Below are 12,219 nucleotides of genomic sequence, written 5' to 3'. Positions count from 1 at the left end.
TTGCCAATAGCCGCGCTATTGGCTGCAAAAAGACGCCTTGCGGCCCATCCCGATCAGCACTACCACGCACTCGCGAGGGTTATGCAGGACATCCCTATCGCTTTACCATCAAGCGATAGTAGCTATGTTTTCAATAGCAATTGGACAAAACAAAACCCGCCGAAGCGGGTTTTGTGTCAGCGCGGCGGGGGTCAGGCCGCAACCGCCTTCGCGGTTTGTGCGTACTCGTCGATCTGATCGAAGTTCATGTAGCGGTACACACTGGCCTTGTCTGCATCGATCACGCCCATTTCCTTGAGGTACTCCTCCTTGGTGGGCAGATGGCCGAGGCGCGAGGCGATGGCGGCCAGTTCGGCCGAGCCCAGGAACACGTTGGTGTTCTTGCCCAGGCGGTTGGGGAAGTTGCGGGTGGAGGTGGAGATCACCGTCGCGCCTTCGCGCACCTGGGCCTGGTTGCCCATGCACAGCGAGCAGCCGGGCATTTCGGTGCGCGCACCGGCCGTGCCGAATGCCGCGTAGTGGCCTTCCTTGATCAGCTCGCTCTCGTCCATCTTGGTGGGCGGTGCCACCCACAGCTTGACGGGGATGTCGCGCTGGCCGCCCAGCAGCTTGGCGGCTGCGCGGAAGTGGCCGATGTTGGTCATGCACGAACCGATGAAGGCTTCATCGATCTTGGTGCCGGCCACTTCGGACAGGAACTTGGCGTCGTCCGGGTCGTTGGGGCAGCAGACGATGGGTTCCTTGATGTCGGCCAGGTCGATCTCGATGACAGCGGCGTATTCGGCGTCCTTGTCGGCTTCGAGCAGGTCGGGCTTGGCCAGCCAGGCTTCGACCTTCTCGATGCGGCGCTGCAGCGTCTTGGCGTCGGCATAACCGTCGGCGATCATGTTCTTCATCAGAACGATGTTCGAGGTCAGGTATTCCTTGATCGGCTCGGGGTTGAGCTTGATCGTGCAGCCGGCAGCCGAGCGCTCGGCCGACGCGTCGGACAGCTCGAACGCCTGCTCGACCTTCAGGTCTGGCAGGCCTTCGATTTCGAGGATGCGGCCGGAGAAGGCGTTGATCTTGCCGGCCTTGGCCACCGTCAGCAGGCCCTGCTTGATGGCGTACAGCGGGATCGCGTGCACCAGATCGCGCAGGGTCACGCCGGGCTGCATCTCGCCCTTGAAGCGCACCAGGATGGACTCAGGCATGTCCAAAGGCATCACGCCCGTGGCGGCGCCGAAGGCCACCAGGCCCGAACCTGCGGGGAAGGAAATGCCGATGGGGAAACGCGTGTGCGAATCGCCGCCGGTGCCCACGGTGTCGGGCAGCAGCAGGCGGTTGAGCCAGCTGTGGATCACGCCGTCGCCAGGACGCAGGGCCACGCCGCCACGGTTGGAGATGAAGGCGGGCAGCTCGCGGTGGGTCTTCACGTCCACGGGCTTGGGGTAAGCGGCCGTGTGGCAGAAGGACTGCATCACCAGGTCGGCCGAGAAGCCCAGGCAGGCCAGGTCCTTCAGTTCGTCGCGGGTCATGGGGCCGGTGGTGTCCTGGCTGCCCACGGTGGTCATCTTGGGTTCGCAGTAGGTACCGGGGCGCACGCCCTGGCCTTCGGGCAGGCCCACGGCGCGGCCGACCATCTTCTGCGCCAGCGTGAAGCCGGCCTTGCTTTCGGCAGGGGCCGTGGGCAGGCGGAACACGGTGGATGCGGGCAGGCCCAGGAATTCACGCGCCTTGCCGGTCAGCGAACGGCCGATGATGAGGTTGATGCGGCCGCCGGCGCGCACTTCGTCAAACAGCACATCGCTCTTGAGCTGGAACTCCGCCACGGTGGCGCCGTTCTTCACGATCTTGCCGTCGTAGGGCATCACGTCGATCACGTCGCCCATTTCCAGCTTGGACACGTCCACTTCGATCGGCAGCGAGCCCGAGTCTTCCTGCGTGTTGAAGAAGATGGGCGCGATCTTGCCGCCCAGCGTGACGCCGCCAAAGCGCTTGTTCGGCACGAAGGGGATGTCCTGGCCCGTGGCCCAGACGATGGAGTTGGTGGCCGACTTGCGCGAGGAACCGGTACCGACCACGTCGCCCACGTAGGCGACCAGGTGGCCCTTCTTCTTCAGGTCATCGATGAACTGCATGGGGCCGCGCTTGCCGTCTTCTTCGGGCTTGAAAGCCGCGTCGGGACGGGTGTTCTTGAGCATGGCTAGGTAGTGCAGCGGGATGTCGGGGCGGCTCCAGGCATCGGGAGCGGGCGACAGGTCGTCGGTGTTGGTTTCACCGGGCACCTTGAACACGGTGACGGTGATCTTCTTCTCCACTTCAGGGCGCGAGGTGAACCATTCGGCATTGGCCCAGCTCTGCATCACTTCCTGGGCCTTGGCGTTGCCCGCCTTGGCCTTGGTGGCGACATCGTTGAAGAAGTCGAACATCAAAAGCGTCTTCTTGAGCGCATCGGCAGCCACGGCGGCCACCTCGGCGTCGTCCAGCAGCTCGATCAGGGGGTGCACGTTGTAGCCGCCCACCATGGTGCCCAGCAGCTCGGTGGCCTTGGACTTGGAGATCAGGCCCACCTTCACGTCGCCGTGCGCCACGGCCGCTAGGAAGCTGGCCTTGACCTTGGCAGCGTCGTCCACACCCGGCGGCACGCGGTGCGTGAGCAGGTCCAGCAGGAAGGCGTCTTCGCCGGCGGGCGGGTTCTTGATCAGCTCGATCAGTTCGGCCACTTGCTTGGCGTCCAGCGGCAGCGGCGGGATGCCCAGCGCGGCGCGCTCGGCCACATGGTCACGGTAGGCTTTCAACATCATTTTTCTCCGGTTGCGTTCTAAAGTGGGGTGGCGTGCGCGGCAGAACCGGCACGCGGGAAGCTTTTTCTTCTGCTTGTCGAGGTGTCAGAGCGGACGGCCGGACGCGGCCTATTTCAGCGGCTCCAGCACGCTCACGGGTGGGTTCTTCTTGATGGCTTCAGCCACCACCACCTGTTGTGGGCTCATGCACTCGTCGGCCAGGCGCTGGCCCAGCTTCTGGTTCATCAGCATCGACTTGTTGGCGATCTGAAGCCACACGGCCCCGCCCTTCTGGTCCTCCAGCCGCACCGTGCCGGTGGACGTGGCGACCGGCGACATGTGGTACTTGAAGCCCTTGCCTTCCACGTGGAAGCGGCCCGGTGTGGCGCTGTCGGCGGTGACGGTGACGAAAGCGCCGAGCTCGCAGGGCATGCGCCCGACATGCACACGCTCGGCAATCGCCAGCTCTTCGGGCGTCAGGGCGGCCTCGGCCGCAATGATGCCGGTGGCGACCTGGTTGGCGGCACTCTTGAGCTGGGTACGGCTGCTGGTGGCGTCTGCCGCCTTGGCGGTATCGGCCTTCTGGGCGGCTGCCTTCCCGGACTTCGCGTCGGATGGGGCTGCGGGCTTGGCGGCCGGCTTTGCCGCAGTTTTTGCGGGTGCCTTGGCATCCGGCTTGGCCGCAGGTTGCGCAGGGGTTTGCGCCATGGCGAGGGCCGGGGCCAGCAGCAGCAGGGCAGAGGCGATCAGGGATTTCATCGTGAAGGTTCCTGCGGGTTGAAAGGGACGGGATTCAATTCAGTCGGCGCGAGCGGATGCCGGTGCATCAAACCAATGGCGCACCGTGGGCGGCAAGGCGCGCCCGGTGCTGTGGGCACGCTCCAGCACCTGCCAATAAAAACGGTAGCTGGCGCGGTCATGCAGCTTGCCCTCAAAACTGATCGGAGCCCAATCAGCATCTGCGGCGGCAGCGACTATTTTTGAAGCCACATCGATCTCGCCCTGCTGCGGGGAAAACGCCTGCAGGATGGGACGGATCTGCGCAGGGTGGATGCTCCACATGCGGGTGTAACCCAGGTCCTCCGAGGCCCGGGTGGCGGCCGACTGCATGGCGTCGGAATCCGCAAACTCGGTGACCACGCAATGCGAGGGCACCTTGCCGTGCGCGTGGCAGGCGGCCGCGATCTCCAGCTTGGCGCGCACCACAAGGGGGTGCTCGAACTGCCCCCGCGAGCCCATGGCCGATGCGGGAATCGCGCCCCCATGGGCCGACACGAAATCCATGAGCCCGAAACTCAGGCTCTGCACGCGCGGATGGGCGGCGATCTCGAACGCGCGCTGCACGGCCGCCGGGGACTCGATCAGCACATGCAGCGGCAGATGGCCCGCAGACGCGGCCAGCAGGGCCTTCTCGGCCTGCAGCACGTCATCCACCGACTCGACCTTGGGGACCATGATGTGCGTGAGGCGGTGGCCGGCCTCGCCTGCAATGGTGGCCATGTCATGGGCGAACGCGGGGTGGTCCACCGTGTGCACGCGGGCAGCCACGCGGGCGCCTAGCGGGGCAGTGCGCGCAAGGGTGGCGACGAGTTCAGCGTGTTCGCGCTCCTGCCCCACCGGGGCGCCGTCCTCGCAGTCCAGCGTGACATCGAAAACACAGTGGCCGAACTCGGCCGTCATCTGGGCCTGCAGCTCCAGGCTCTTGCGCATGCGGGCGTCCACGCCGCTGTAGTGGTCGCACACGGGCAGCCGGCGGGCGGCTGCCTGGGCGCCGAGCAGCACGCTGGCGGGATGTGCGGGTAAGGCTGCGGCGGCGGTCATGACAAGCGGCGGCCTGGGGCGCGTGCAGGCAGTTCACCGGCTGGGTGCGTGCCCATTTCCTCAGGACGGCGGCAGAGCGCGGGGTTCCGGTCGGTCATGGGCAACAGCAACGGACAGCCGGGGCTGCACATCACAGCAGGTGCTTGACGCCTTCTTGCTCGCCCTGCAGCTCGGCCAGCGTGGTGTTGATGCGCTCTTGCGAGAACGCGTCGATCTCCAGGCCTTCCACGATCTTGTATTCGCCGTTTTCGCAGGTCACGGGGAAGCCGAACATCACGTCCTTCGGAATGCCGTACTGGCCGTCCGACGGCACACCCATGGTGACCCACTTGCCGTTGGTGCCCAGGGCCCAGTCGCGCATGTGGTCGATGGCGGCGTTGGCAGCCGAGGCCGCCGAAGACAGGCCGCGTGCTTCGATGATGGCGGCGCCGCGCTTGCCCACGGTGGGCAGGAAGGTGTTGGCGTTCCATTCCTGGTCGTTGATCATCTTGGCGACGCTTTCGCCGTTGATGGTGGCGAAGCGGTAGTCGGCATACATCGTGGGCGAGTGGTTGCCCCACACGGTCAGCTTCTCGATGTCGGCCACGGCCTTGCCGGTCTTGGCGGCGATCTGGCTGGCAGCGCGGTTGTGGTCCAGGCGCAGCATGGCGGTGAAGTTCTTGCGCGGCAGGTCGGGGGCCGACTTCATGGCGATGTAGGCGTTGGTGTTGGCAGGGTTGCCGACGACCAGCACCTTCACGTCGCGCGAGGCCACGGCGTTCAGCGCCTTGCCCTGGGCCGTGAAGATGGCGCCGTTCACGGCCAGCAGCTCGGCACGCTCCATGCCGGGGCCGCGGGGACGCGAGCCCACCAGCAGCGCGTAGTCGGCATCCTTGAACGCGGTCATGGGGTCGCTGTGGGCGGTCATCTCGACGAGCAGCGGGAACGCGCAGTCGTCCAGTTCCATCATCACGCCCTTCAGCGCCTTCTGGGGGCCTTCCACGGGCACTTCGAGCAGCTGCAGGATGACGGGCTGGTCCTTGCCCAGCATTTCGCCGGAGGCGATGCGGAACAGCAGGGCGTAACCGATTTGGCCGGCGGCGCCGGTGACGGCGACGCGAACAGGCTTCTTGCTCATGGTGAGAACTCCAGGGAAGTGAAAAAACAGAGGGTGATGCAAAGCAAGCACCAGCGCCTGTTACCAGCAGCCCGTGCCCTGCAAAACAGCCCGGGAGTGTACCGCCGATTGGATCACTCGGTCAATTTGTCTTATGTCTTATATAAGATATGATTGCGGTCAGTTTTGTCATCCCACTGCCATCCTCCAGCACCTGCACTGGCAACGCCGCCCTACCCGTGCGCCGCGCCTGCCAACCCTTAGCCTTGCCCCGCCGCCGCTCGCCATGTCCTCGCTTCCGTTTGCTGCCGACCCCTCTGCCCCTCCCGGCGGTGGCACGGGCGCTGCCACGCCGGCCTTCAGCCCGCTGTACCAGCAGATCAAGGGCCTGATCCTGCAAAGCCTGCAGCAGGGCGAATGGAAGCCCGGCGAAGCCATCCCCAGCGAGATGGAGCTGGCCGCCCGTTTCAAGGTGAGCCAGGGCACGGTGCGCAAGGCCATCGACGAGCTGGCCGCCGAGAACCTGGTGATGCGGCGCCAGGGCAAGGGCACCTTTGTCGCCACCCATGCCGAGCAGCACGTGCAGTACCGCTTCTTGAAGCTGCTGCCGGACACGGGCGACGCGCGCGTGGAAGGCCCGGCCCAGCGCCACGTGATCGAATGCCGCCGCGTGCGCGCCAGCGCCGACGTGGCCCGCGCGCTGGCCCTGCGCAGCGCCGACGCCGTCATGCAGGCCAAGCGTATTCTTTCGTTCGGCGGCGTGCCCACCATCCTCGAAGACATCTGGCTGCCGGGCCATGCTTTCAAGGGTTTGACGGCGGAACAGCTGGCGAATTACCAGGGCCCCACCTACGCCATGTTCGAGATCGATTTCGGCGTGCGCATGGTGCGTGCCGAAGAGAAGATCCGCGCGGTGCTGCCCGACGAGGAGCAGGCGCGGCTGCTGAAGATCGCGCCGTCGACGCCGCTGCTGAGCGTGGAGCGCGTGGCCTATACCTACAACGATGTTCCGATGGAGTTACGGCGCGGGCTGTATCTCACCGACACGCACCACTACCGTAATGAGCTGAGCTGACACAACCCTGGCACCCGAGCGGAACTGTCGATATTTAGCGACTGAAGACGACCGACTTGTTGCGTTGCAATAGAATTTTGCGTTCTTTGAATCTCCCAATTACAAAGCAGTTACATCCACGAAAGCGCCAGACATGACTGAACTAGCCAAAAAACGGCCTGAATTCCGCAACATCAATGCCTTCAAGGACCTGACCACCTACCGCATGACGCCTGCGGCCTGGGTTTCGATCCTGCACCGAGCCAGCGGAATCCTCATGTTCCTGCTGCTGCCTTTCATCATCTGGATGTTCGACACCTCGGTGTCTTCCGAATATTCGTTCGCCAAGTTCACGGCAGCCTTCGGCGTCGGCATCGGCATCGTGCCCGGCTGGTTCATCAAGCTGGTGGCCCTGGGCCTGATCTGGGCCTATCTGCACCACTTCACCGCCGGCCTGCGCCACCTGTGGATGGACGTGAGCCACAGCGCCGTGAACAAGCAGTTCGGCAAGACGTCGGCCCTGGCCGTGCTCGCCATCAGCCTGCCCCTGACCCTGGTGCTGGGCGCCAAGCTGTTCGGCCTGTACTGACCCCCACCCCGATCCGCGGAAACGGCAGCGGCCGCTGCCACCCCGCAGTGCTCCCCCGCAGAACAAGACAAGAGGAAAACATCCATGTCCGTCAATTACGGTTCCAAGCGCGTCGTCGTCGGCGCCCACTATGGCCTGCGCGACTGGCTCAGCCAGCGTGTCACGGCCATCCTGATGGCGCTGTTCACCCTGGCCCTGCTGGCCCAGGTGATCTTCAACACCGGCCCCATGGGCTACGACAAATGGGCCGGCATCTTCTCGGCCCAGTGGATGAAGGTGCTGACCTTCTCCGTGATCATCGCGCTGGCATGGCACGCCTGGGTGGGTGTGCGCGAAGTGCTGATGGACTACATCAAGCCCGTGGGCCTGCGCCTGGCGCTGCAGGTTTTCACCATCGTCTGGCTCGTCGGCTGCGCCGGCTGGGGCATCCAGGTTCTGTGGCGTCTCTGATTGATCCCCCCGCGACTGAAGGCAAACAACAATGAGCTACACCAAAGCTAACATCACCAAGCGCAAGTTCGACGTCGTCATCGTCGGCGCCGGCGGCTCCGGCATGCGCGCCTCGCTGGAACTGTCCCGCGCCGGCCTGAACGTGGCCTGCCTGTCCAAGGTGTTCCCCACCCGCTCGCACACCGTGGCGGCGCAGGGCGGCGTGTCCGCGTCGCTCGGCAACATGAGCGAGGACAACTGGCACTACCACTTCTACGACACCATCAAGGGCTCTGACTGGCTGGGCGACCAGGACGCCATCGAGTTCATGTGCCGCGAAGCACCGAACGTGGTGATCGAACTCGAACACTTCGGCATGCCGTTCGACCGCAACCCCGACGGCACCATCTACCAGCGTCCCTTCGGCGGCCACACCGCCAACTACGGCGAGAAGCCCGTGCAGCGCGCCTGCGCCGCGGCCGACCGCACCGGCCACGCCATGCTGCACACGCTGTACCAGCAGAACGTGAAATCCAAGACCAACTTCTTCGTGGAGTGGATGGCGCTGGACCTGATCCGCAACGACAAGGGCGACGTGGTCGGCGTGACCGCGCTCGAACTCGAAACCGGCGACCTGTACGAGCTGCAGGCCAAGGCCGTGCTGCTGGCCACCGGCGGGGCAGGACGAATTTTTGCCGCATCCACGAATGCGTTCATCAACACCGGCGACGGCCTGGGCATGGCCGCGCGTGCCGGCATTCCGCTGCAGGACATGGAGTTCTGGCAGTTCCACCCCACCGGCGTGGCCGGCGCGGGCGTGCTGCTGACCGAAGGCTGCCGCGGTGAAGGCGCCATCCTGCTCAACAGCAATGGCGAGCGCTTCATGGAGCGCTATGCGCCCACCCTGAAGGACCTGGCACCGCGCGACTTCGTGTCCCGCTCGATGGACCAGGAGATCAAGGAAGGCCGTGGCTGCGGTCCCAACAAGGACTACATCCTGATGAAGCTCGACCACCTGGGCGCGGACACCATCAGGAAGCGACTGCCTTCGGTGGAAGAGATCGGCCACAACTTCGCCAACGTGGACATCACCAAGGAACCGATCCCCGTGGTGCCCACCATCCACTACCAGATGGGTGGCATCCCCACCAACATCAACGGCCAGGTCGTGGTGCACGATGGCGAGCAGAACCACATCGTCAACGGCCTCTATGCCGTGGGCGAATGCTCGTGCGTCTCGGTGCACGGCGCCAACCGCCTGGGCACGAACTCGCTGCTGGACCTGCTGGTCTTCGGCAAGTCGGCCGGCAAGCACATCGTGAGCTTCGTCAAGGGCTACGGCGAGCACCAGAACATGCCCGCCGACGGCGCAGACCGCACCCTGACCCGCCTGAACCAGCTGCAGGAATCGAACGCCGGCATCTACGCCCAGGACGTGGCCAACGACATCCGCTCCAGCATGCAGCAGCACGCCGGCGTGTTCCGCACGCAGGCCAGCATGGACGAAGGCGTGGTCAAGATCAACGCCATCCGCGAACGCGTGGGCAATGTGACGCTGAAGGACAAGTCCAAGGTCTGGAACACGGCCCGCATGGAAGCCCTGGAAGTCGACAACCTGATCGAAGTGGCGCAGGCCACGATGACCTCGGCCGCAGCCCGCCGCGAATGCCGTGGCGCGCACACGGTGTACGACTACGAGCACCCTGCCGACCACGCCGAGTTCCCGCTGGGCCGCAACGACAAGGAATGGATGAAGCACACGCTGTGGCACAGCGCGGACAACAGCCTGACCTACAAGCCCGTCAACCTCAAGCCCCTGACGGTGGACAGCGTGCCCCCCAAGGTCCGTACGTTCTGATTCCGCAGCAGCCTCACGAAAGAACAACATGAAGCGCACCTTTCAAATCTACCGCTACGACCCGGACAAGGACGCCAAGCCCTACATGCAGACCATCGAGATCGAGCTCGATGGCCACGAGCGCATGCTGCTGGACGCCCTGGTCAAGCTCAAGGAGCAAGACCCCAGCCTGTCGTTCCGCCGTTCGTGCCGCGAAGGCGTGTGCGGCTCGGACGCCATGAACATCAACGGCAAGAACGGTCTGGCGTGCCTGACGAACATGAACACCCTCAAGGGCACCATCGTTCTGAAGCCCCTGCCCGGCCTGCCAGTCATCCGCGACCTGATCGTGGACATGACGCAGTTCTTCAAGCAGTACAACTCGATCAAGCCCTACCTCATCACGGAAGACCTGGCGCCCGAGAAGGAACGCCTGCAGAGCCCCGAAGAGCGCGAAGAGCTCAACGGCCTGTATGAGTGCATCCTGTGCGCGAGCTGCTCCACGAGCTGCCCCAGCTTCTGGTGGAACCCCGACAAGTTCGTGGGCCCCGCCGGCCTGCTGCAGGCCTACCGCTTCATCGCGGACAGCCGCGACGAAGCCACGGGTGCACGCCTGGACAACCTCGAAGATCCGTACCGCCTGTTCCGCTGCCACACCATCATGAACTGCGTGGACGTGTGCCCCAAGGGCCTGAACCCCACGATGGCCATCGGCAAGATCAAGGAACTGATGGTGCGCCGCGCCGTCTGATTCGTCCTTTTTCCCGAGCAGCACCGCCATGTCCGAGACCGCCACCCCTGCCCTGCCATCGCCCGGCGACCTGCTGGACGAGCGTGAGCGCGCCAAGCTGCACTGGCGCTGCCGGCGCGGCCTGCTGGAGAACGATCTCTACATCGAGAACTTCTTCGCCCGGCACGGCGCGGGCCTGACCTGGCGCCAGGCCCACGGCATGAACCAGCTGATGGATCTGGCGGACAACGACCTCCTGGACCTGGTGCTTGCGCGCCGCGAACCCGAAGGCGAACTGGATACAGAAGAAGTGCGTGAAGTGCTTGGCATGCTGCGCCTCGGCGGCGGCGCGGCACGACCACGGCCCTGAGCCCCAGGACCTGAGACACAAGGCCCGACCTCCGGAATTCCGGCAACTTACCCAAGGAAAGTAACAATGAAGCTAGCTGACAACAAAGCCACCCTGTCCTTCAGCAATGGCAGCCCCAGCGTGGACCTGCCGGTCTACCAGGGCAGCATTGGCCCGGATGTCATCGACATCCGCAAGCTGTACGCGCAAACGGGCATGTTCACCTATGACCCGGGCTTCCTGTCCACGGCTGCCACGCAGTCGGCCATCACCTACATCGATGGCGACAAGGGCGAGCTGCTGTACCGTGGGTACCCCATCGAGCAACTGGCCACCCAGTGCGACTACCTGGACACCTGCTACCTGCTGCTCAACGGCGAACTGCCCAACGAGACGCAGCGCACCGACTTCCACAAGCTCGTGACCAACCACACCATGGTGAACGAGCAGATGCAGTTCTTCCTGCGCGGCTTCCGCCGCGACGCGCACCCCATGGCCGTGCTGACCGGCCTGGTGGGCGCCCTGTCGGCCTTCTACCATGACAGCACCGACATCAACAACCCGCAGCACCGTGAGATCGCGGCGATCCGCCTGATCGCCAAGATGCCCACCCTGGTCGCCATGGCCTACAAGTACGGCATGGGCCAGCCGTACATGTACCCGCAGAACAACCTGAGCTACGCCGGCAACTTCCTGCGCATGATGTTCGGCACGCCCTGCGAAGAGTACAAGGTCAACCCCGTGCTGGAACGCGCGCTCGACCGCATCTTCATCCTGCACGCCGACCACGAGCAGAACGCATCGACCTCCACCGTGCGCCTGTGCGGTTCGTCGGGCACCAACCCGTTCGCGGCCATCGCTGCAGGCGTGGCCTGCCTGTGGGGCCCTGCCCACGGCGGCGCCAACGAAGCGGCGCTGAACATGCTGCACGACATCCAGGCCCAGGGCGGCGTGGAAAAGATCGGCGAGTTCATCAAGCAGGTCAAGGACAAGAACTCCGGCGTCAAGCTGATGGGCTTTGGCCACCGCGTGTACAAGAACTACGACCCCCGCGCCAAGCTCATGCAAGAGACCTGCAATGAAGTGCTGGCCGAGCTGGGCCTCGAAAAGGACCCGCTGTTCAAGCTGGCCAAGGAGCTGGAGAAGATCGCCCTGGAAGACGACTACTTCGTGCAGCGCAAGCTCTACCCGAACGTGGACTTCTACTCCGGCATCGTGCAGCGCGCCATCGGCATCCCGGTGAACCTGTTCACCGGCATCTTCGCGTTGGCCCGCACCGTGGGCTGGATCGCCCAGCTCAACGAAATGATCGGCGACCCCGAGTACAAGATCGGCCGCCCCCGCCAGCTGTTCACCGGCTCCGAGCGCCGCGACGTGCCCGCGCTGGACAAGCGCTGATCGCAGCGGCCGGGCTGGCGGCCGTCAGGCAGACAGGGTGGCACGCCGCCCTGATGCCGGGACCCACCGCCCTAGCCACACCCCCCAAAGCCCGCAGGCCCTGTGCCTGCGGGCCTTTTTTTTTTGCGCCACGCACGGCACGCGACGGTGG

At 64.8% G+C, this 12,219-nt stretch carries 11 protein-coding genes; 7 read left to right on the top strand and 4 right to left on the bottom strand.

Annotated elements, in window-relative coordinates:
• Positions 1-191: 191 nt before the first annotated feature.
• From acnB to ACOQFS_RS10365, 4 genes are all read right to left on the bottom strand, one after another.
• A complete protein-coding gene (gene acnB / locus ACOQFS_RS10380) occupies positions 192-2,783 on the bottom strand; it encodes a bifunctional aconitate hydratase 2/2-methylisocitrate dehydratase (protein WP_421562800.1) in 2,592 nt (863 codons plus the stop codon).
• A gap of 111 nt (positions 2,784-2,894) precedes the next feature.
• Positions 2,895-3,524 (bottom strand): hypothetical protein, encoded by a 630-nt coding sequence (locus ACOQFS_RS10375; protein ID WP_421562799.1) that lies wholly within the window; start codon positions 3,522-3,524, stop codon positions 2,895-2,897.
• Positions 3,525-3,563: 39 nt separating this feature from the next.
• Positions 3,564-4,586 (bottom strand): HpcH/HpaI aldolase/citrate lyase family protein, encoded by a 1,023-nt coding sequence (locus ACOQFS_RS10370; protein ID WP_421562798.1) that lies wholly within the window; start codon positions 4,584-4,586, stop codon positions 3,564-3,566.
• 130 nt (positions 4,587-4,716) lie between these two features.
• On the bottom strand, positions 4,717-5,703 hold the full coding sequence (locus ACOQFS_RS10365; protein ID WP_409831354.1) for a malate dehydrogenase: 987 nt from the start codon (positions 5,701-5,703) through the stop codon (positions 4,717-4,719).
• Between the two features lie 265 nt (positions 5,704-5,968).
• Here ACOQFS_RS10365 and ACOQFS_RS10360 point away from each other — a divergent pair, with 265 nt between their 5' ends.
• From ACOQFS_RS10360 to ACOQFS_RS10330, 7 genes are all read left to right on the top strand, one after another.
• Positions 5,969-6,757: a GntR family transcriptional regulator gene (locus ACOQFS_RS10360; protein WP_421562797.1), complete on the top strand. Its 789-nt coding sequence runs from the start codon at positions 5,969-5,971 to the stop codon at positions 6,755-6,757.
• A gap of 133 nt (positions 6,758-6,890) precedes the next feature.
• The gene (sdhC, locus tag ACOQFS_RS10355) at positions 6,891-7,325 is read left to right on the top strand and encodes a succinate dehydrogenase, cytochrome b556 subunit (RefSeq protein WP_421562796.1); all 435 of its coding nucleotides are present in this window, start codon (positions 6,891-6,893) and stop codon (positions 7,323-7,325) included.
• An 84-nt stretch (positions 7,326-7,409) separates the two neighbouring features.
• Entirely contained in the window at positions 7,410-7,775 is a 366-nt protein-coding gene (gene sdhD, locus ACOQFS_RS10350) for a succinate dehydrogenase, hydrophobic membrane anchor protein (RefSeq protein WP_421562795.1), read from the top strand.
• A gap of 31 nt (positions 7,776-7,806) precedes the next feature.
• The gene (gene sdhA, locus ACOQFS_RS10345; RefSeq protein ID WP_421562794.1) at positions 7,807-9,612 is read left to right on the top strand and encodes a succinate dehydrogenase flavoprotein subunit; all 1,806 of its coding nucleotides are present in this window, start codon (positions 7,807-7,809) and stop codon (positions 9,610-9,612) included.
• 28 nt (positions 9,613-9,640) lie between these two features.
• On the top strand, positions 9,641-10,342 hold the full coding sequence (locus tag ACOQFS_RS10340) for a succinate dehydrogenase iron-sulfur subunit (protein ID WP_137749577.1): 702 nt from the start codon (positions 9,641-9,643) through the stop codon (positions 10,340-10,342).
• A gap of 28 nt (positions 10,343-10,370) precedes the next feature.
• Positions 10,371-10,691: a succinate dehydrogenase assembly factor 2 gene (locus ACOQFS_RS10335; protein WP_421562793.1), complete on the top strand. Its 321-nt coding sequence runs from the start codon at positions 10,371-10,373 to the stop codon at positions 10,689-10,691.
• Between the two features lie 66 nt (positions 10,692-10,757).
• On the top strand, positions 10,758-12,068 hold the full coding sequence (locus ACOQFS_RS10330) for a citrate synthase (RefSeq protein WP_421562792.1): 1,311 nt from the start codon (positions 10,758-10,760) through the stop codon (positions 12,066-12,068).
• The last annotated feature ends 151 nt before the right edge of the window (positions 12,069-12,219 follow it).

It is taken from the genome of Paracidovorax sp. MALMAid1276 (assembly GCF_049198005.1).
Lineage (GTDB): Bacteria > Pseudomonadota > Gammaproteobacteria > Burkholderiales > Burkholderiaceae_C > Acidovorax.
This window is presented reverse-complemented; position numbering and strand designations above follow the sequence as displayed.